The organism is Streptococcus porcinus, assembly GCF_901542335.1.
In the GTDB taxonomy this organism is placed as follows: Bacteria; Bacillota; Bacilli; order Lactobacillales; family Streptococcaceae; genus Streptococcus; species Streptococcus porcinus_A.
In genome coordinates this window covers 1,650,993-1,673,404 of the sequence record NZ_LR594036.1, presented here as the reverse complement: position 1 = coordinate 1,673,404, position 22,412 = coordinate 1,650,993, and the positions used below count along the sequence as shown (strand labels likewise).

Annotated in this window: 15 protein-coding genes and 1 pseudogene; 13 read left to right on the top strand and 3 right to left on the bottom strand. The window is 36.8% G+C overall.

The window, feature by feature from the left end; genetic code table 11:
• Positions 1 to 14: 14 nt before the first annotated feature.
• The 13 genes and pseudogenes from FGK96_RS08060 (at position 15) to FGK96_RS08000 (ending at position 18,274) form a co-directional block, all read left to right on the top strand.
• The gene (locus FGK96_RS08060; RefSeq protein ID WP_138082934.1) at positions 15 to 1,241 is read left to right on the top strand and encodes a cysteine desulfurase; all 1,227 of its coding nucleotides are present in this window, start codon (positions 15 to 17) and stop codon (positions 1,239 to 1,241) included.
• Entirely contained in the window at positions 1,228 to 1,671 is a 444-nt protein-coding gene (gene sufU / locus FGK96_RS08055; RefSeq protein WP_138082932.1) for a Fe-S cluster assembly sulfur transfer protein SufU, read from the top strand. The genes FGK96_RS08060 and sufU overlap by 14 nt, the downstream gene beginning before the upstream one ends.
• Before the next feature lie 22 nt (positions 1,672 to 1,693).
• Entirely contained in the window at positions 1,694 to 3,112 is a 1,419-nt protein-coding gene (sufB, locus tag FGK96_RS08050; protein WP_138082930.1) for a Fe-S cluster assembly protein SufB, read from the top strand.
• A 183-nt stretch (positions 3,113 to 3,295) separates the two neighbouring features.
• Positions 3,296 to 4,540 carry an accessory Sec system protein translocase subunit SecY2 gene (secY2, locus tag FGK96_RS08045; protein WP_138082928.1) on the top strand — a complete coding sequence of 415 codons (1,245 nt, stop codon included), beginning with the start codon at positions 3,296 to 3,298 and terminating at the stop codon, positions 4,538 to 4,540.
• Between the two features lie 14 nt (positions 4,541 to 4,554).
• Positions 4,555 to 6,114: an accessory Sec system protein Asp1 gene (gene asp1 / locus FGK96_RS08040; RefSeq protein WP_138082926.1), complete on the top strand. Its 1,560-nt coding sequence runs from the start codon at positions 4,555 to 4,557 to the stop codon at positions 6,112 to 6,114.
• Entirely contained in the window at positions 6,107 to 7,639 is a 1,533-nt protein-coding gene (gene asp2 / locus FGK96_RS08035; RefSeq protein WP_138082924.1) for an accessory Sec system protein Asp2, read from the top strand. The genes asp1 and asp2 overlap by 8 nt, the downstream gene beginning before the upstream one ends.
• The gene (gene asp3 / locus FGK96_RS08030; protein ID WP_138082922.1) at positions 7,639 to 8,640 is read left to right on the top strand and encodes an accessory Sec system protein Asp3; all 1,002 of its coding nucleotides are present in this window, start codon (positions 7,639 to 7,641) and stop codon (positions 8,638 to 8,640) included. Before asp2 ends, asp3 begins: the two co-directional genes overlap by 1 nt.
• A gap of 12 nt (positions 8,641 to 8,652) precedes the next feature.
• Entirely contained in the window at positions 8,653 to 11,037 is a 2,385-nt protein-coding gene (gene secA2 / locus FGK96_RS08025; protein WP_138082920.1) for an accessory Sec system translocase SecA2, read from the top strand.
• Between the two features lie 26 nt (positions 11,038 to 11,063).
• Positions 11,064 to 12,572, top strand: a pseudogene (gtfA, locus tag FGK96_RS08020) (accessory Sec system glycosyltransferase GtfA).
• Positions 12,565 to 13,884, top strand: coding sequence for an accessory Sec system glycosylation chaperone GtfB (gene gtfB / locus FGK96_RS08015; RefSeq protein WP_138082918.1), 1,320 nt, complete (start codon positions 12,565 to 12,567; stop codon positions 13,882 to 13,884). The pseudogene gtfA and the gene gtfB overlap by 8 nt, the downstream one beginning before the upstream one ends.
• On the top strand, positions 13,884 to 14,069 hold the full coding sequence (locus tag FGK96_RS08010; protein WP_138082916.1) for a hypothetical protein: 186 nt from the start codon (positions 13,884 to 13,886) through the stop codon (positions 14,067 to 14,069). Before gtfB ends, FGK96_RS08010 begins: the two co-directional genes overlap by 1 nt.
• A 556-nt stretch (positions 14,070 to 14,625) precedes the next feature.
• Positions 14,626 to 17,430, top strand: coding sequence for an accessory Sec-dependent serine-rich glycoprotein adhesin (locus tag FGK96_RS08005; RefSeq protein WP_232045818.1), 2,805 nt, complete (start codon positions 14,626 to 14,628; stop codon positions 17,428 to 17,430).
• Complete coding sequence (locus FGK96_RS08000; RefSeq protein ID WP_232045817.1) at positions 17,363 to 18,274, top strand: SdrD B-like domain-containing protein; 912 nt, start codon at positions 17,363 to 17,365, stop codon at positions 18,272 to 18,274. The genes FGK96_RS08005 and FGK96_RS08000 overlap by 68 nt, the downstream gene beginning before the upstream one ends.
• A gap of 108 nt (positions 18,275 to 18,382) precedes the next feature.
• Here the strand turns inward: FGK96_RS08000 and FGK96_RS07995 are convergent, their stop codons facing one another.
• The 3 genes from FGK96_RS07995 to pbp3 (FGK96_RS07985) form a co-directional block, all read right to left on the bottom strand.
• A complete protein-coding gene (locus tag FGK96_RS07995) occupies positions 18,383 to 19,555 on the bottom strand; it encodes a D-alanyl-D-alanine carboxypeptidase family protein (protein ID WP_138082914.1) in 1,173 nt (390 codons plus the stop codon).
• 91 nt (positions 19,556 to 19,646) lie between these two features.
• Positions 19,647 to 20,855: a D-alanyl-D-alanine carboxypeptidase PBP3 gene (gene pbp3, locus FGK96_RS07990; RefSeq protein ID WP_138082912.1), complete on the bottom strand. Its 1,209-nt coding sequence runs from the start codon at positions 20,853 to 20,855 to the stop codon at positions 19,647 to 19,649.
• A gap of 46 nt (positions 20,856 to 20,901) precedes the next feature.
• Positions 20,902 to 22,140, bottom strand: coding sequence for a D-alanyl-D-alanine carboxypeptidase PBP3 (pbp3, locus tag FGK96_RS07985; RefSeq protein ID WP_138082910.1), 1,239 nt, complete (start codon positions 22,138 to 22,140; stop codon positions 20,902 to 20,904).
• Positions 22,141 to 22,412: the final 272 nt, after the last annotated feature.

The following is a 22,412-nucleotide window of genomic DNA, read 5'->3' as shown; positions in this document are numbered from 1 at the left end:
GGCAGGAGTTTGGTATGTTAGATAGTATTGAAATCAAGAAAGTATTTCCCATTTTAAATCAAATGGTTAACGATGAACACTTAATCTATCTGGATAATGCAGCAACTACGCAAAAACCACAGATCGTCTTAGATCGTCTAATGCAGTATTACCATGAAGATAATGCCAATGTTCATCGTGGTGTCCACACATTGGCAGAAAGAGCAACGCGAGAGTATGAGGCAAGTCGTGAATTAGTCAGACAGTTTATTAATGCAAAAAGTACCAAAGAAGTGCTTTTTACAAGAGGAACGACCACTGGTTTGAATTGGGTAGCCCAATTTGCCAAGACTATTCTCCAAGAAGGAGACCAGGTCCTTATTTCAGTTATGGAACATCATGCTAATCTGATTCCTTGGCAAGAAGTTTGTCATATGACGGGAGCTGAATTGATTTATGTCTATCTAAAAGATGGGGAAATTGATAGGGATGACTTGCAAGCTAAATTATCGCCTAAAACAAAATTTGTCAGTTTGGCACATGTTTCAAATGTGCTAGGTTCTATCACTCCTATTAAAGAGATTACCGCCTTAGCTCATGAACATGGAGCTTATATGGTTGTTGATGGCGCCCAAGCTGTTCCACATATGTCGGTAGATGTCCAAGAGTTGGATTGTGACTTCTATGTTTTTTCTGGCCATAAAATGATGGGTCCAACAGGTATTGGCGTTTTGTATGGTAAGGAAGCTGTGCTTAAGCAAATGGAACCAATAGAATTTGGTGGGGAAATGATTGATTTTGTCTATGAGCAAGAGGCTTCTTGGAAGGAGCTTCCTTGGAAGTTTGAAGCAGGAACTCCAAATATTTCTGGAGCCATTGGACTTGGACAAGCTATCCGTTATCTTGAGGACTTGGGGATGGATCAAGTTCATCAACATGCGCAAGCTCTTGTTGATTATATCTTACCGAAATTGCTTGCGATTGATGGTCTGACCTTATATGGTCCGCACCAGCCAGAAGCACATACTGCGGTTTTTACATTTAACTTAGATGGTCTACATCCACACGACGTTGCAACAGCTTTGGATTATGAAGGCATAGCTGTTAGGGCGGGTCACCATTGTGCTCAACCTTTGTTGAGGTATTTGGGAATTTCATCTGCTGTGAGAGCGAGTTTTTATATTTACAATTCAAAAGAGGATTGTGATCGTCTAGTAGAAGCACTTCTAAAAACAAAGGAGTTTTTTAATGGCACTCTCTAAGCTCAGCAGTCTTTATATGGCTGTCGTTTCTGATCATTCAAAAAATCCTCATCATAGAGGTAGCATAGATGGCGTAGAAGCAGTAGTGCTCAATAATCCAACTTGTGGTGATGTCATTTCTTTAAGTGTTAAGTTTGAGGATGATCGGATTGCTGATATTGCTTTTATGGGAGATGGTTGCACTATTTCAATTGCTTCTTCAAGTATGATGACGGATGCTGTTAAGGGTAAGACTAAGGCTGAAGCTTTAGAGTTGATTCAGATCTTTTCTGAGATGGTGCAAGGTCAAGAGAATCCAAAGCAGAAAGATCTGGGTGAGGCTGAGCTTCTAGCGAGTGTTGCCAAATTTCCACAACGTATTAAATGTTCCACTCTAGCTTGGCATGCTTTAGAAAAAGCTATTCGACGGAGTCAAGCAGATAGTGAGTGAAATAGAAAGAAAAGGAAAAGATATGTCTGAAACAAAAGATATGGTCGAACCAAACCCAATTGATTTGGGAGATTATCAGTTTGGTTTCCATGATGATGTTCAACCATTATATTCAACTGGTAAAGGTTTAAGTGAAGCCATTGTTCGAGAATTGTCTGCTGCAAAAGGGGAACCGGAATGGATGCTTGATTTTCGCCTAAAGTCACTTGAGACTTTTAATAAGATGCCTATGCAAACATGGGGTGCTGACTTATCAGATATTAATTTTGATGATATTATTTATTATCAAAAGGCATCAGATAAGCCAGCTCGTTCCTGGGATGATGTCCCAGAAAAAATCAAAGAGACCTTTGAAAGGATTGGGATCCCTCAGGCTGAACGCGCCTATTTAGCTGGTGCTTCTGCTCAATATGAATCAGAAGTGGTTTACCACAATATGAAGGATGAATTTGAAAAACTAGGAATTATCTTTACAGATACTGATTCGGCCTTGAAAGAATACCCGGATTTGTTCAAACGTTATTTTGCAAAATTAGTGCCTCCCACAGACAATAAATTAGCAGCCTTAAATTCAGCTGTATGGTCAGGTGGAACTTTTATTTATGTGCCTAAAGGGGTTAAGGTCGACATTCCGTTGCAAACGTATTTCCGCATCAACAATGAAAATACTGGCCAATTTGAAAGAACTTTGATTATTGTGGATGAAGGAGCAAGTGTTCACTATGTAGAGGGATGTACGGCGCCTACTTATTCTAGCAATAGTCTGCATGCGGCTATTGTCGAGATTTTTGCTTTAGAGGGTGCCTATATGCGTTACACAACAATCCAAAATTGGTCAGATAACGTTTATAATTTGGTAACAAAGCGTGCCCGTGCCTTACAAGATGCGACGGTTGAGTGGATTGATGGGAATCTTGGTGCTAAAACAACTATGAAATACCCATCTGTTTACTTGGATGGTCCCGGTGCACGTGGAACAATGTTATCTATCGCCTTTGCTAACGCTGGTCAGCATCAAGATACGGGTGCTAAGATGATTCATAATGCTCCCCATACCTCATCATCAATTGTGTCAAAATCTATTGCTAAAGGTGGAGGAAAAGTAGACTATCGAGGTCAGGTAACCTTTAATCCTAATTCCAAAAGATCTGTTTCTCATATTGAGTGTGATACAATTCTAATGGATGATATTTCAAAATCAGATACCATTCCTTTTAATGAAATTCACAATTCTCAAGTCGCCTTAGAACATGAAGCAAAGGTTTCTAAAATTTCAGAAGAGCAACTCTATTATTTGATGAGTCGTGGTTTGACCGAAAGCGAAGCGACGGAGATGATTGTCATGGGATTCGTTGAACCCTTTACGAAAGAATTACCAATGGAATATGCTGTTGAGTTGAATCGACTTATTGCCTATGAAATGGAAGGTTCTGTAGGATAGGTAAAAACTAAGGTCAGGTAGTTATGTCGTCAACTGTGACGGCTTTTTTTGATGAGAAATTTTTAGCAAAAAATCCGATTCAAAAAATGATTTCTAGTTAAAAAGCTCAAACATTGTTGGCGCTTTATGCTACAATAGAGGCGTAAATATAAAAAATCAAAAAATTAGAATTGGGGTTCTAATATGCAGGCCAAACGGCAAATGGTTAAATCACCTTTGAAGAAAAAGGCAATCACAAGCTTACTTATCATATTAGTTTATTTAATAGGAAGACATATTCCGCTTCCCTTGGTTGATGTTGATGCCTCAGCTTTTGGTGGTTTAAATCGTGATTTAATGACTATTGCCAGTCTGGTATCTGGGGGTGATTTCTCTCAGGTTTCATTATTCACTCTAGGTTTAGGTCCTTGGATGTCAACAATGATTCTTTGGGGATTTTTCAGTACGAGTAAAAAATTAAATTTACAGAAAATGCCAATGGTTGTTGCAGATAGGTGGCGTAAAATCATTATGATTATTATCAGTATCATTCAATCGCTAGGTTTCTTGAGTTTCATGACCTTTCAAACCTGGTTGCTTCCTTTTGATCGTCTTGGTTTTCTGATTATCGTATCATTTTTATCAATAGCGGGCTGTTTTGTTATGATGTGGCTAGCTAATTTAAACATGATATTTGGATTAGGAAGTTCAAGTATCATTATTTTAGTAGGATTAGTATCAAGTTTACCAGCTCGTTTATCTCAAGCCATTGCTAAAGATTCTCATTTTAATTCCCACTTATGGGTTTATGGACTGATCCTCACTTTTGCTATTATTGCATTAGTCGTAACAATCTTTTTAGAGCGGGCTGAGTATCGGATTCCTTTAGAACGTGTGATGATTCATAATGATTTTGCCCACAAATCTTACATTCCAATCAAGATGAATGTAGCTGGTGGGATGGCAATAATGTACGGTATGACTTTACTAGTTTTACCCCAATACTTTTTATCTGGACTACAAATGATATACCCTCATAATCAAACGATAGCTTATTTGATTTCTAATTTAGTTTTATCAAAATCATTTGGTTTAACTGTTTATTTAATAATACTTTTTTTATTAACCATTGGTTTTGCTCTGGTAAATGTTAAGCCAGATAAGGTAACCGAGGGTTTGCAGGAGATGGGTGATTATATCCACGGGGTTCAACCTGGCCCTCCAACTTTTACATTTTTAAACCAGATTGTAAAACAAGTTGGCTTTTTAGGGGGAGCCTACACCTGCTTTATGATTGGTTTTCCACTAGTTTTAGGGCATTATTATAAGGTTGATACAACTATATCAACCTTTCCAGGAACTGTTTTGATTTTAGCCACTCTACTTTTTACGATTTTTGATCAAGTTGAGATGCTTCAACTGAATAAACAATACCGCAATATTTTATAATTGAGAGAGAAATTATGTACCACTTTATTCCAGCTTGGTATCAAAAAGATCGACCTTGGTATGATGATACCAAGGAATGGACACATATCAATCAATATTTACAATTTGATGATAGTGTCAATCAAATTAAGGTCTTTCATGACAACCAAGAAAACGTTCGCATCATGATTCTGAACTACTCCCCTCACTTAAGAGCTTTTTTACACCAAAAAGGCTTACTTGAAGTTGAGGTTTGGTCTTTATTTGATCAGCTGCAAAATTGCCAAGAGAGCAAGTCCTCTCCACTAGATTGGCGTACCCTAAATTGGCCAGCAGGAGCGACCTTTTTATATTCACCATTCACAGTTAGTGTTCTTGTCAATGACCACCTCTACGCGCGCTTGCAGTTTGCAACTGATGGAAGGCTTTTCCAAATCATTCGTTTTGAAAAAGATGGCAAAAGAGTAAAAGAGCAACTTGTTTTTGATGACCGAGGTTTTCTTTCCAGTATCCTTTATTTTAAAAATGGCCAAGCAAGCTATCAAGATTATGTGAATCAAGCAGGCTCATGGTGTCTTAGAGAATATTTAGATCAAGCTGTCGCTGATAGAATTGTCATCAATGCTAAACAAATCCCATTGCTGAAGCAAAAAACTTATAACAATTGGGAAACACTGATTAGAGAAATGATTGATCAAGAGATAGCTGTAACAAATCCTGCCGATATCTTTGTTATTGCCAGCCATCAGCAACATAATACTTTCTTTAAAGGTATCCGTAGACGAACCATCTTTTCCTTTTACCAAAGCCGACAAAAGTTAGATTCTTTAAGCCCTGCTGAGAGGGAAACTTTTTCAGAAGCCCAATTTTTAGTATCTGATACTGATAAAAATGTAACTGCTTTGCAATCACTGGAAAAAGAAAATGCCTTGCCACCTATTATCCAACTTTCCCCTTTTGATAGTCGCTTTGACTTGGGTCTAAGTATCCGTCAAAAAGTATTGGAAATCTATTTCTTTGTAGATACAGTGGGTGAAGAAGCTATGAAAGCTATCCTAACCTTAATTTTTAAAAGGATGGCTGAAAATGAATTGCTTACTTTAAGAGTTGCTACCTATCAACGCTATGGTGAACGGATTACAAAGTTGCAGGATTTACTCGAGACATATCTCGAGACCTATATCCCAAATCAATTGTCTAATAAAGAGGATAGCTTGCCTGACAAAAATACGGAAGAAAAAGCTTTAAGAGCGGACATTCTAATTATTACAGAAGAAAATGATATTATTGCTGCATTTAAAAGAAGTCGTATTGTAATTGACTTTGGAAAGGAGCCGGATTTGTATCATCAAATAGCTGCTATTAGTTCGGGGATTCCTCAAATTAATAAAGTGCAAACGGCCTATGTAAGCCATAAGAAAAATGGTTATATAGCTAGTCAAATTGATGATATTAGTAAAGGTTTGGATTATTATTTAAAGGGCTTGTCACGTTGGAATCAGTCTTTGGTTTATTCCATTGAGAAAATTGCTGAAAATACAGGGCAAGCTTTAATCACTAAATGGAAAGCTCAATTGGAGGACAAAAATGACTAAAGAAAAAATTAGAGTCCTTCAAATAGGCAGTCAAAATTGGAGTGACTTACTTATTATGCCTGAGACTATTGATTGGTCATATTGCCTGCCAACCGACTATCAGATATCGCTCATTGACTCAAAAGGGAAGCCTGTTGCTCCTTTCTCAGTTATTTTATTCACTGATGAGCTGGATTATGAGGATAGTTATGAAGACTTGCTTGATTTTGCTATGCCTTATTCTGTCTTTTACAATAATCGAATTACTAATACTAAGCTACAGTCGCGTTTATTTACATCAAAACTAGCTGAGTCAATAGATATGACTGCACCAGAAGAGTTGGTGAAGCAACTAGCACAAAACTTTTTTCCTAATCAAGAGGGCTCCAAAGCTGACATGCGCTATGTTGATGTCTCAGAAAGCTTCTTAGGGCAAGTCTCTTATGAAGGTAATGCCTTTACTGTTTTTGAAGGTGACTTTAGTCAGGAATTTCAGCCGTTACTAACTTGGCGTTATAATAGTTTACATCTTTCAGGACAATCCTTAAATCTTTGGTTGGAATATGTTAAAGAAGGCGACCTGACGCTTAATTTGAAAGTTTATAGCTTCGCAGAAAGCACTTCTGAGATAGTTGAGGTTACTAGTTTCTCAGAATCAGATTTAAAAGATCAACTTACTATTTGTGCAAAAGATAAAAATCACTACTTGTCCTTTACTTTATATGTTAAAGGACGAGGTAAATTAAAGGTTGGGTCCTTACACCAAAGAAGAGGTCGTGGACGGTTTGGGCAGTTTATAGCTGGGGGACAGCGACTAGTTGATGACCATCGGCAAGAGCTAATTGCTTACTTTAGTCCTGGTGATTTGAAGCCTCCGCTTAATGTTTATTTCTCTGGCTACCGACCGGCAGAAGGGTTTGAAGGTTACCGGATGATGTCTCAATTAAAAGCACCTTTTATCTTGATAGGAGATACAAGACTAGAAGGTGGCTCTTTCTACCTCGCTAGTAAGCAACTGGAAAAACAGGTAACAGATTTCATCACAGAAAAATTAGACTATCTAGGTTTTAACTCTCAGGAAATGATTATGTCTGGCTTATCAATGGGAACTTTAGGAGCTACTTATTATGCTAGTCAATTACAACCACATGCTGTTATCCTTGGGAAGCCTTTATTTTCTTTAGGAAATGTTGCCGAAAACGGTTATCAGATTCGTCCTGATGATTTTGGAACTGCTTTTGATATCATTCATTTCTTGACAGGGGCTCTAAATCAGGAAGCTTTAGAGCAACTTAACCAGAGATTTTGGCAAGCTATTGATCAAGCTGATTTAAGCAAAACGTTTTTTGCTATGGCATATATGAAAGATGATGACTATGATCCGACAGCCTATCTAGATTTTCTAGATAGAGTTCAGAGAAAAAATGTTAAGGTTATTTCTAAAGGGATTGAAGGTCGGCACAATGACAACAGCACATCCATTAACCAGTGGTTTTTGAATCAATATGCTAGAATTATGACTTTAGATTTTGGGAGGAAACCTTAATGCAGACTCAGGAATTTGAGGGATTTTTAATTAACTGGGGGCTATTGCATCAAGATACCTATATGTACGGTGTAGACCTATCGTATTTAAGGGATGGTCGAATTTCCTATCACCAAGATTATTTGCCAGTTGGGACAGTGATTCATTCTTGGTATTCACAAACTAATTTTCAAGCGAACCGTGATATTCCTAAATTACCTACATTAAAACGTGGCCTTGACTATTGTCTGAAGTTAAATATAGAAACTAACAAAGGACATGTTCCCTATCTTAGATTAACTTTCTTTAATCGCCGTAAAGAAGTCATTTCTTATAAAATTATCAAGGAAGACAGTGCTGACTTCTCCTTGCCAAAAGAGACTTTCTCCTATCAAATTGATTTGATTAATGCGGGTTGTCAAGACTTCATTTTTGACAGTATCTTACTTTATAAGAAGGATTCACACGAGTCTTTGTCTGATCCTTATATAGTTGTCAATGCATTGAAGAAAGACAGTTTAGCAGTAGCTTCAGAATTAATTGTTTTCTTATTAGAAAATCAAGATGGGCAATTAATGCCACAGTCCTTAAAACATTTTCAGCGATTGGGAAATACCTTAGTTGTCGGAGTATCCCAACTCAAGCATTTGGCTTATTTAACGGATAAGTTTGTGGATTTTGTAGCGCGAAGTATTTATAAAGAGGCTCCAGAGTTTTTAGATAAAGGTATCCAATTTATTGGAACAGGCCCTAAGTCTGATTGTGCTGCAATTCTTTTGGAACATGCTTTTGAAAAAGGAAAGGCCACTTGTAGCGCTTATCCTGACTTTGAAAAGGCATTGAAGATAGATATTGAAAACCTGTCTAATGATTTAGAACGCGTGAAAGAATTGCTTGAAGGTGAAAATAATTATAAGGTTAAGCATTTTATAAAGCCAAAACAAGAAGATGATAGCTTTGCTTTGGTTGAAGGTCTTTTACGACCTCATCGTTATTTAGCAAAATTGTCGGAAAAAAATTAAAAGGAGCTTACTTTGGGGAGCTTAAGCGAGAAACTTAGTATTAATAGCTTACGTTTAAGGGCTATTCAAAAAAACTTAAACAAAGTCAATAGCTACCAAGACAGTATGGCTAAACTCAGTGATAGTGCCTTACAGGCTAAAACGCAAGAATTTAAAAACCGTCTGATGGTTGGAGAGACTTTAGATGATTTATTACCTGAGGCTTTTGCTGCAATCAGAGAAGCAGATCGACGTGTCCTAGGGATGTTTCCTTATGATGTTCAAGTAATGGGGGCCATTGCTCTTCACGGTGGGAACATCGCAGAGATGCGAACGGGTGAAGGGAAGACGTTAACGGCAACTATGCCTCTTTACTTAAATGCTCTGACTGGTAAAGGTGTCATGCTTGTGACAACTAATGCTTATCTTTCAAGACGCGATGGAACAGAGATGGGAGCAGTTTATCGTTGGATGGGCTTGACGGTCGCTTTAGGTGTTCCAGAAAGTCCTTCTGAACAATTATCAGTTCCAGAAAAAAGAGCTATTTACGGAGCTGATATCGTCTACATCACCCATTCTACCCTAGGCTTTGACTATTTAATTCAGAATTTAGCAGATTCGGTAGATAGCCAATTTTTACGAGATTTTTATTATGCTATTGTTGACGAAGTAGACTCAGTCCTGCTAGATAGTGCACAGACCCCCTTAATCATTTCTGGCTCTCCACGTGTTCAATCGAACTATTACAATGTTGCTAATACCTTTGTGACAACATTGGAAGAAGAAAAGGATTATAAATTTAACGATGAGCGGACAAATGTTTGGCTAACCAATAAAGGAATCACTGAAGCAAAGACTTTTTTTGGACTTACTAATCTATTTGATGCTAAGCATACCGAAATCGTTAGACATATTATTTTAGCTCTTAAAGCTCATCATCTCTATAAGCGTGAAGAAGAGTATATTGTTGATAATGATGAAATAGCTCTTTTAGATGCTATAAGTGGTCGTGTTTTGGAAGGCACCAAATTACAAGCGGGACAACATCAAGCCCTTGAAACTAAAGAATCTGTTGAAAAAACGCCTGAAACACGAGCGATGGCAAGTGTTACTTATCAGAATCTTTTTAAACTTTTTGAGCGCTTGAGTGGAATGACTGGTACGGGTCGAGTTGCTGATGATGAATTCATTGCAACCTATAACATGCCTGTAATTACTATTCCAACAAACCGTCCGATTCAGCGTATCGATTATCCCGATATGATATATATGAGTCTGCCGGAAAAAATTCTTGCTTCGATGACTTTTTTGAAGAAAATTCATGCTACAGGCCAGCCTGTCTTATTGGTAACAGCAAGTGTAGAAATGTCAGAGATTTACTCCCATTTGCTCTTAAAAGAGGGCATTGCTCATAGTGTTTTAAATGCTTATAATACAGCCAAAGAAGCAGAGATGATTGCCGAAGCAGGACAATTGGGACATGTAACAGTTGTTACGGCTATCGCTGGTCGTGGAACTGATATCAAATTGGGTAAGGGTGTTGCTGAATTAGGGGGATTAGCAGTGATTGGTACTGAAAGAATGCCCTCAAAACGGATTGATTTACAGATGCGAGGACGTTCAGGTCGCCAGGGAGATCCTGGCATGAGCCAATTTTTCACATCACTTGAAGATCCATTGCTTATTAAATGGGGACCAGCTTGGCTTTTAGATTATTTGCGTAAGCAGTTACCTAAAACAAATCCTGATAACCCAAAACTGTTAAAGGCAAACCGTTATCAACGCATCTTAAATCAGGCTCAGGAAGCCAGTGACAGTCATGGCAGACAAGCTAGGCAAAGTGCTGTTGAGATGGATGAAAGCATCCAAGTTCAACGTGAAATGATTTATAACTTACGTAACCAATTGATTGCTCAAGAAAAACTGGAATCGGTGGATCTGTTGGCGATACTAGAAGAAGTGTTAAATACTTATCTGGATAGTCAAGGTCAAATTACGGAAGAAAGTTTAAGTCGTTATGTTTTTGATAATCTATCTTATCAATTCTCAGGGCAAGAGATTGACTATGGAAATCACAAATCAATAAAGAAAGCATTAGAAGAAATCTTTTTGAAAGAAATGGAAAATAAAAAAGCTCAATTTCATAATGAAGAAGACTATATTAATTTCCAGAGAATGGCTATTTTAAAAGCTATTGACCAAGCATGGATTGAACAAGTTGACTATCTCCAACAATTTAGGATACTAGTTGCAAGTCGACATTCAGCACAAAGGAATACAGTCTATGAATTTCACCGGGAAGCTTTATCAAGTTTTAAAGAACTGGAATTCCGAGTTAAACAAAGTATTATCAGAAATCTTGCTTTAAGCATGCTAGCTTATAATCCAAAGGGGGAATTGGTAGCATATTTTGCATAGCAATATTGGTCACATAGGAGAGAAAAATGACACTTTATAATATTAATATGGGAATTGGCTGGGCTAGCAGTGGAGTCGAATATGCTCAAAGTTATCGTGCCAAACTCTTACGCATGATTGGCGAAAAAGGGATTTTTATTTTTACAGATTTAATGTTAAATGAAAATGTCCAACACTTAACAAAAAACATCGGTTTTGAAGACGAAGAAGTTATATGGATGTACCATTATTTTACAGATATTAAATTGGCACCTACATCATATACACTTGAAGATGTTCTTAAAACAATTCCTTTTCACATTGAGAAAGAAGAAGCAAGTGGCAAAAATCGTCGTTATTTTTATGATAATAATGAACAGTTTGTGACTTGTTATTTAAGCACTGAAACAAATGATTTTGTGGACCGTGCAGAGTTTGTGGCTAAGGGATGCCTCATTCGTAAGGATTATTATAATTACACCCGCTACTGTAGTGAATATTTTACGCCAAAAAACAACAAGGCACATCTCTATCAACGTCGCTTCTTTAACGAAGACGGTAGTACAGCTTTTGATGAAATCTTAGATGAAGATAGTCATATATATCGTTTCAAAGATCAAATTTTTCTATCAACTCGAGAACTATTGGCTTATTTCATCAAATGTTTACAATTGGCAGAAGAAGATATTGTGATTTTAGATCGTTCTAGTGAGATTGGTCAGGCTGTTTTGGAGGGGAAAGGCAAAGCTAAAACGGGAAGTGTCGTCCATGCAGAGCATTATAGTAAAAATGCAACAGACAATGATTACATTCTCTGGAATAATTATTATGAGTATGAGTTTTCACATGCAGACCAAGTTGACTTTTTCATTTGTTCAACAGAGGCCCAGTCAGAAACTCTAAAGCAACATTTTAGAAAGTACCAAGGGTTCACCCCGCGAATAGTGACAATTCCTGTTGGTTCTTTAGACCGACTAAGACGTCCAGAACAAAAACGAAAACCTTTCTCGCTGATAACAGCTTCAAGACTGGCGAGTGAAAAACATATTGACTGGTTGATTCTAGCTGTTGTTGAGGCCAAAAAGGTCTTGCCAGAATTAACCTTTGATATTTATGGTAAGGGCGGCGAAGAAAACAAGTTACAAGAATTAATCAAGGCACATACAGCTCAAGATTATATTCGCTTAATGGGGCATGTGGACTTAGAGACTATTTAGCAAACATATGATGCCTACTTAGCAGGGTCAACCAGCGAGGGTTTTGGGTTAACATTAATGGAAGCTGTCGGTTCAGGTTTGCCGATTATTGGCTTTGAAGTACCATACGGGAATGTGACTTTTGTTGAACATGGAAAAAATGGCTTCCTTATTCCAAAAGAAGAATCAGATCAGCTTGATTTAATTGTTAGTCAATTTAGAGATGCGATTATCAGTATATATCAAGAGTATCAAATTGGAGAATGGCAAAACCACTCCTATACTATTGCTGAAAAATTCTTAAGTCAAACTGTTGCTAATGATTGGAAAGAATTTTTAAAGGAGTTTGACAATGCTTAATATATTTGAACATTATGACCAAGCTACTCAGGATTTGCACTATTCTTTAGTGATGTCAGGTTACATTCATCCAACTGTTATTCTAAATGAGACAGGATTTTTACCCGCTTCTGTAACTAGTCCCTACGCCTTTTTCATGGGTGAAGAGCAAGTTACTGAAGGAAAAGCTCGGTATTTCAATCAAATCAAAACTCCTAAATTTTGGGAAATTCAGTCCAATAACAACAATGGTGAAATTCTCGACCATGATATTAAGAAAGCAAATATTTTTTATGCAGAGCCAACCCATAAACGTTTAGTCCGAGCCGTTGAATGGTTAGATCGTGAGGGAAGGGTGCGTTTGGTTGAACATTACAACAAACATGGACGCCTCTATGCACAGAGTGTTTATAATAAGGAACAGTCTGAGGTTTTGAAAACTTACTATGATCAAGAGGGTAAGGAAAAAATTGTTGAAAATTTTGTGACCAATGATATTATTTTGAATGATCGAAACAAAATTAAAATATTCAAGAGTAAATTGGAATTTATGATTTATTATCTTCAGAGATCAACTTTTAAGCTTGATAAAATCATTTATAATTCTTTGGCCTTACCATTTCAAATCAGTATCCATTTACCAGAACCTGGTCAGGATATTCTAGTTTGGCAAGAAGAGTTTAGAGGCTCTATTCCTGGTAATATGCAGGCCATTTTAAGTGAAAGTGTTGCTAGAAGTTGCCAAGTTATCATTCCTGATCCCTTGACTTATCAAACTTTTATTCAACTCCATAATGGGGAGAATAATAAAGTTAATTCTTTGGGCTATTTATATCCTTTGGCGCAGGAAAAAAATTGGTCAGCCAATGCTCTGATTTTTACCAATAGTGATCAACTTGAACAAATAGAACCTTTAGTAACTCATTTACCTGATTTTCAATTCCATATTGGAGCTCTGACAGAAATGTCACCTAAATTACAGGCTTTGGGACAAAAGGACAATGTTTTCTTATACCCTAATATGTCACCCAAAACAATCACTGCCTTGTGGCGTTTATGCTCTGTTTATTTGGATATTAACCATGGGAATGAGATACTCAATGCTATTCGGATGGCTTTTGAACATAGGATGCCAATCTATGCTTTTGACAATACCCAGCATACGCGTCACTATATTTTACCGAAGAATATTTTTATCCCCAATAGGGTTGACGATATGATAAAGGCTTTAACTTCGTTAGCTTATCCTGATACTTTTAAAGACATTATGGAACACCAGTTAGCCTTTGCTAATCATACCACGAAAGAAGCCTACAAGGAGGTGTTTGGATAATGCCTAATAAAAAGAAGCTATCATTTCTAGATGATGCTATTGAAGAAAGATTAGAGAAATCTAGGCAAAAGTTACCCCCAAAAGAGACGTCCGGAGTTAAAAATTTTACCTATATATTACTAGGATCTATAATTGTCATCAGTGTTATCATGGGTTTACTCAATACCATCTACAGATTATTTTAATAGTAAAAAAGATTGTAAAGATAGTGTACAGGAGTGCCTAGTGCAATCTTTTTTATATGATTACAAATGAAATTCTGTGAAGTGGGATTTTACACAAAGCACAAGTCGATAAGTTATCAGGTTTACCTAACGTATTTAAAATGGGATAGTTAATTTTAGATTAATCAAGAAATACAAATCTGAAATAGTGAAATTGTCTTTAGATGTGTCATAATAATAAAATTACAAAAAAATAAATATTCGATTTATTTAATCAAAATATAATCTAAAGAGCTTATTTTTTGCATTTTTTGAAAAATATTTATGTAAAAGACTATTTTTTTCATTGTTAAACAAGAGTTTATGGGATGATATTTAAATCATTTAAGGAGAGATAAAATTTTCTGAAATTTTCTATTGCAATTTTTGATAATAAAATGTAGAATAGAGTGTCCGTTTTTAAAAATGGGGAATTTACAATTATAAGTTTTTAAGTGTGGAGACTTAAAAACGATATATATTTGCTAATTAGTAAGGAATTGCTAGTAGGAAATATAAAATAGAGAGAGAGAAACACATGTTACAAAAATTGAATAAGAGTAGTTTTATTGAGACTGAGTCAAAATCTCGTGTAAAATTGCACAAGTCGGGTAAAAGCTGGGTAAAAACTACTTTGGCTTCTTTTGGATTGCTCCAATTATTTAAAGGGGGTCAAGCAGAAGAACGCGTTTCTGAGGGAGACGTGGATTTTGTGGTATCTAAAAATCAGTTACTAAAAGGTGCTTTGGGAGTAGGGGCAGTAATTGGTGGTACAAGTCTCGTTAATACAGCATTTGCTGCAGAAACGACAAGTTCCTTACCAGTGACTTCTGAAACGGGGTTTGCTTTAGCAGGAATGGATTCGACTGTCGTTGTAGCGTCAACAACAGCTTCAAATACGAGTGTATCAGATCAAAGCTCTGCTTCACAAAGTGTTAGTTCGTCAGTATCATTGAGTCAGTCAAGTTTAGATAGTCAGACACAAAGTACTTCAGAACAACAGTCGCTATCATTATCACAATCAACGAGTCAGTCACTCGCTTCCCAAGTAACAAGTTCTACGAATGTGACGACCACAGTTTCAGATAGCTCGACGGTATCAGCTTCAACCTCTGTTTCTACATCTGCAACAACGTCAACCAGTTTAACTCCAAGAGTTAATATGTTATCAAACCGCACAATGTTAGCTGCTACTGGAAGACTTAACAATGACCTAGTAACAGTTACCTCATCTTATCTTAAAGATGAAGTAAATAATGATGGCATTGTGTATCCTTTACGTGGTGAAACTATTGAATTTTATTCAAAATTCACAGTAGATAATGCTGCCACTGCCGGGGATCAGTTTACAATGACTTATAGTCCCTATGCAACTCCATCAGATTTTGACATGGCTAATTGGGCGCCGATTGATATCACAGATAATTCAGGAGAAGTTATTGCAACTGGGGTTTACGATGCTACAACTAAGACGGTAACTTATACCTTCACGTCTTATGTTGATAAATATCAAAATGTAGTGGCTTCATTAGATGCTTACTCATACATTGATCGTTCAAAGGTACCTAATGGCACCACCTTAACGATGTCTTACTCTATGGGTGGGGAAACAACCTCAAAAGTTGAGACCATTAGGTATGAATCGCCATATGTATATGGGACTTCAAGTATTGAATCGGTCATAAATGAGCTTGATACGACTGCTCATACAGTTGAACAGATTTTCTATGTAAATCCATTGCAAAAAAATGCCTATTCAACTATTTTTTCAGTATTTGGCTATATTGTTGATCCTAACACTGGAGCTATAAGACAGCAAGGCAGTAATGTGATTAATAGTTCAACTGTTATTGAGGTTTATAATGCTGGAAGCAGAACAAATTTACCAGATAGTATGAATATTACTGACTACAGTAAATTTACTAAAGTTAATCCAACGATTACTTATGGTTCGGATACTGCAAATGTTTATCTTGGAGATATTTCAAACGTCTACGTGGTTCGAGTCGTTGCAAGCTATGATCCTAATTCAACATATGACATTATCCAAAGTGGGACAATGAGTTCTTATGATGCTATTAGAAACTACTCAATCGTTGAGTCTGATAATAATATCGTGGTTAACAGTGATGTGTCAGGTGGTACAGGAACAGTAATGACCTACAGTGCTGGAGATTATGTATGGTTTGATACAAATAAAGATGGGTTACAAACAAGCGGTGAAAAGCCAGCTGCGAATGTTTTGGTGACTTTGACTTATTCGGATGGAACAACAAAATCAGTTTACACTGACGCAACTGGGCACTATCAGTTTGATGGATTGTTTGATAAAGAAAGCTATACAATTTCATTTACAGCACCAGCTGGTTATGTCCTAACAACCTCAAACGTTGGTACAAATGACACGATTGACTCTGACGGTGCATCTATTACATTTACTATCAATGCTGCTAATAATATGACAATTGATGCAGGCTTAATCCCAGATCCTGCTAGCGAGAGCGCATCAACTTCTCTTGTTAACTCAGTAAGTAACTCAACATCGGTATCGACTTCAACCAGTTTATCGGATTCAGTACGTAACTCAACGTCGATTTCAACATCAACCAGCTTATCGGATTCAGTACGCAACTCAACGTCGATTTCAACATCAACCAGTTTATCAGATTCGGTACGCAACTCAACGTCAGCAACTGCATCAACCAGTTTATCGGATTCAGTACGCAACTCAACGTCAGTATCTGCATCAACAAATTTATCAGATTCATTACGTAACTCGACATCGGTTTCAACGTCAACCAGTTTATCAGATTCAGTACGCAACTCAACGTCAGTTTCAACGTCAACCAGTTTATCGGATTCATTACGTAACTCAACATCGGTATCGACTTCAACCAGTTTATCGGATTCAGTAAGTCATTCAACCTCAAAAAGTTTAAGTACGTCTGTGAGCCAATCATCTTCTAATACTGAATCAGAAGTGGCTAAAGTGCACACAATTGGAGATACAGTTTGGGAAGATACCAACCATAATGGCATTCAAGACCCAGGTGAGCCAGGAATTTCAGGCGTGACAGTCACATTGACTAATCCAGATGGTTCAACTCAAACCACCACCACAGATAGCAATGGCCATTATGGGTTCACAGAATTATCAGATGGAGATTACACAGTAACGTTCGAAACACCAAAAGGCTATACACCAACGATAGCTAATACAGGCGATGATACGAAAGATTCAGATGGTCAAGTTGTCAAGGTAACTGTTGCAGGAAATGATAATCCAACAATTGACAGTGGATTTGTTAAAGAAACACACAATTGGATATACAGTTTGGGATGATACCAACCATAATGGCATTCAAGACCCAGGTGAGCCAGGAATTTCAGGCGTGACAGTCACATTGACTAATCCAGATGGTTCAACTCAAACCACCACCACAGATAGCAATGGCCATTATGGGTTCACAGAATTATCAGATGGAGATTACACAGTAACGTTCGAAACACCAAAAGGCTATCAGCCAACGATAGCTAATACAGGCGATGATACGAAAGATTCAGATGGTCAAGTTGTCAAGGTAACTGTTGCAGGAAGTGATAATCCAACAATTGATAGTGGATTTGTTAAAGAAACACACACAATTGGAGATACAGTTTGGGAAGATACCAACCATAATGGCATTCAAGATCCAGGTGAGCCAGGGATTTCAGGCGTGACAGTCACATTGACTAATCCAGATGGTTCAACTCAAACCACCACCACAGATAGCAATGGCCATTATGGGTTCACAGAATTATCAGATGGAGATTACACAGTAACGTTCGAAACACCAAAAGGTTATCAGCCAACGATAGCTAATACAGGCGATGATACGAAAGATTCAGATGGTCAAGTTGTCAAGGTAACTGTTGCAGGAAGTGATAATTCAACAATTGATAGTGGATTTGTTAAAGAGGCGACACCAGAGTTACCTCAAACCCCTAATTCTGAAGCTACAAGTCATTCGGAATCGCAATCAACAACTACAAGTCAGTCAGCGTCAGCCGCTCCAAAATCAAGTACAAGTAACGAAACGCTTCCATATACAGGTACAGAAGAAAGTACAAGTTTATACGGATCTGCAGCTTTAGCGATACTTGTAGCAATGGGACTTGTCAAAAGCAACTCTAAAGAACAAGAATAGCCCTTTATAAGGCTAAGGTTATTCAAAAAAAGACCAAAAGACTGAATCCAGTCCTTTGGTCTTTTTGCGTATTTCTAAGTCAGTATTAACTTTTGACACCAGTCAATATCATACAATCGTAATGATAGCAAGTAATATAACGATAAAGATGAAAAGTCCTAAGCAAATGAATAAGATACTGTGATGGTGATCAACAAATGATTCAAACTGATCAATAAGAGTAGCAACTTTTTTATTTTTTTTATAAGGGTGAGAACTTCTCTTAGTATGTTTGTCATTTTTTGGGAAAAGGTTATCTTGTTTCTGGTTTTTCCCATTTTTTAGTATTTTAAAACCTTTTTCAGTTAGAGCATTAGCAAAAGGATGCCTGTAAAATTCTCCATCTTGGTCAGCCCAATCCCCAACTCCCATAACAATTGTAATTACTCTATCTTTCCCTCTTTTAGCAGTGACCATTGCATTAAAAGCTGCGCTTGGACTTGAACCTGTTTTTAACCCATCAACACCTTTTAGCCCATATTTATCACCAGGTAATGAATAGTTATAGCTATGAAAAGTTTCCTCGTATGGCGTCCCAACCATTGTTTTGACGACGGATTTGTTGGTATATGTTAGAATTTCTGGGTGTTTTTTAAGAAAATGGTAGACTAAAATAGCTAAATCATGGGCGCTGGTTAGATTTGGAGCACTTTTATCGTAATTTTTAGGATTATAATAACCGTTGAAAGCTTCGGCAACAGCGCCACCAGCATTATTAAAATGAGTATCTAACATGCCTAGTTTTTTAGCGGTATGATTTATACGATCTAGGAATGCAGACGAATCATTTTGGGAAAGATAGTTGGCAACCATGACAGTAGCAGCATTAGATGAAGGAACTGCAATCATTGTGATCAAATCTCTAATAGGGTAGTCAACTCCAGCAACGATTTTATTATTGCTAATCTCATAGATTTCACTAATAGACTGATCAGTGCCAGAAGCTGTAACTTTAGTATCAAGTGTAATTTTACCTTTAGCGAGATCTTCAAAAAGTAGGTAAAGTGTAAACACTTTAGACATACTCGCGGGATCTCGCACAATTAAAGCATTATCTTGCCAAAGGATATCTCCGTTTGATGCGTCAACAACAATAGAAGATTTCGGTTTGTTAATAGGATCAACTTGATATCCGGCTTCTCGCGTAATGTTCAAAATATCATTGTGCTCGTCAGCATGTACGAGATGTGATACAAAAAAAGTAAAAATCAGCAATACAGAAAATACATATTTTTTTAACACAAAAAGCTCCTTGTAAAAATGATAAGCTTATTATACCATTAAGCTAATACAAAACAAAGAGATTTTTAATATTATTGTTTAATTTTTAATGTTAATGAATAAAAAAGGAACTGATTTTTTCCAGAATGCTCAGACCTTTTATAGATTCTGTGGCAAATATTGGAGTACTAGGTTTATCCCCTAAATAGTTTGATTGATCAGTGAGGATAATCTTACCAAGTTGTTTTCCTTTTGTAATAGGAGCTTTGGTATGTTCTTTATTCGGAACAATTTTATAATGGATAGTCTGATCATTAATAGGTTGAATAACTGTAAAATCATGTTTACTTTTGAAAGCAATCGTTTTTTGCTTCGCATTGGAGATGCTTAATTGTGTTGAGAATGGTTTTCCTTTAGGAACCGTTAGTTTTTGATAATTTTGGAAACTATAATCAAATAATTTATTAGCTTCGACAAAGCGTGCGTTGCTATCTTTAGAGGCATCGGTTGCATTCAGAATGACAACAATGACTCGCATGTTATTTTGAACAGCCGTTCCGATATAAGTTTGCCCAGCTTTCGTAGTCGTGCCCGTCTTTAAACCATCCACACCATTTCTACCCATGCTATTACCAGGTAAAAGATGATTGGAGCTAGTCAGAATATCATTTCCCCAGTATATCTGATTCTGAGAAGAAATGGTTAGAATTTCTGGAAAATCCTTGATTAAGTGTCGCGACACTATAGCAAGACTCTTAGCACTTAATCTATTTTCAGCTGTTTTACTTGAACCAGGATAGATATGGTTATTCAGCATACTATTATTTAAGCCTGATGCATTAACTAATTGATAATCTGTGATCCCCCATGTTTTCAATTGTTCTTTCATTTTATCAACAAACTTGGCTTCAGAACCGGAGATTTTTTCAGCTAAAGCAACAGCAGAGCTGTTTGAGCTGACAACCATACTGGAGTCAACGAGTTCCTTAACGGAGTAAGAATTTTTATAGAGAGGAGGATTACTAATGTCAGGGTTGCTGGCCAAGGCAGTTGCATATTTAGACATTTCAACTGAATCATTCCATTTTAACCTGCCAGAATTAATTTCTTTCAAGGTCAAATAAATAGTCATAACCTTTGTAAGTGAAGCAATTGGGGCTTTTCGATCACTGTTTTTTTGATAAAGAATCTTACCAGTGCTATATTCGACAGCGATAGCCTCTTTTGCTCGGAGATTTAATGCTTGATCTGCGAAAACAGGTTGATTTAATGGGAACAAAGTAAGGATGCAGATTAAGATTAAATAGATTTGTTTTTTCATAATTATTATTCTAACAATCTCCTGACCAAAGGTCAAAAAGAGACCATTATAAGTTTTCGTTGACATAAGTAACCAGGTGATTCCACCAAACTTTTAGAAAGAAGCTTCTAGGAGCCTGTTGTTGAGCTGTTAAAAAGACTTGAGGAGGATTGTCTAAATAACCTATCCCAATCCTATCAGAATCTTTATAACTTGCAGTGGCAAGCTTCTGATTTTGCTTAATTGGTGCTCGACGTTCTTTTTGAAGCGGACTAATAACTAAATCCGTCTTCTTAGTCGCTCCCCGTTGTTGAATGACAGTTAGGCTTTTATCTGAAGTTAGAGAAACTTGTTTTATGGGGCTATCTATCACTGCTAAAGATTTATTTTTCAGAAGTTGTCCTTTTTCGAGAAGAGTGACTGGCTCATATTTTTGTGCAATATTATCTAAAAGAGTATTAGCAGTAGCGAAATGTGCTAATTTATCGTCCTTGACTTCCTCGGTATTTAGAATGATAGAAACAACTGACATCTTGTTTTCAATAGAACTTGTAATAAGAGAAGCTCCATTATTTTCTGAAAAAGCAACGAATAATCCATTAGCACCAATTCGATGCGTTGGCATACCCTCTAGTAAAAAATTATAGGAGAAAATGTGATCACCCCTGAAAGTTGCAACAGGTTTTTTGGTGAGTTCTAAGACCTGAGGAAAGTCTTGAAGAAGGTGTCTCGTAACGATTGCTAAATCAAGAGCACTCATTTTATTTTCAGCATCTTTTTGAGAGTTGGGGTAGATGTGATTTCCTAGTTGCTCATTAGATAAACCACTAGCATTAACTAGGTTCGCCTTATGGATTTTCCACTCTTGTAATTGTTTCTGCATTTTATCGACAAATAGAGGCTCTGTTCCCGCTATTTTTTCAGCTAAAGCAATAGCAGGACTATTTGCATTTGTTACTAGCATGGCTGTTAATAACTCTTTAACTGTGTACTGGCGAGCATCCAATGGGACATTGCTGATAGAATAATTAGCAGTCAGTTCATAGGGATAGTTGGAAATTCTAACAGGCGTGTCCCAACTCAGGTTTCCAGATTGGATTTCCTTATAGACAAGGTAAGTGGTTAGAACCTTACTCAAAGAAGCGATAGGAAGTGTTTTTTTGGCATCTTTCTCATAGAGAATTTTACCAGTAGATACCTCAAAGGCAATCCCGCTTTTAGCTGGTAACTTGTAATCTTCAGCTAGGATAGCTTTAGGTAAAAAACAGAAAAGAAGAGATAACATCAAAAATACTAGTTTTTTCATAAGAGACAGTTTTCCTTTGTAGGAGGATTTTCCTTTTGATTATACCATAAAATTCAGTTCATTTAAGTTATTTCAAGGATTTACTAAAGCGCTAGCATGAGAAATGGCAGGGGTTTCATTAAATTTTTAGAAGCTTGACAGAATCGTTAAAAACCCTATGTAACAGGCTTTTTTATAATTTTTCTTAATAAGATGGTAGAAACAGTTTGAAATAGTCAGATAATTTTGCAGGAAATATTTTGATAGCGAAAAAATTATGATATAATGTTTTT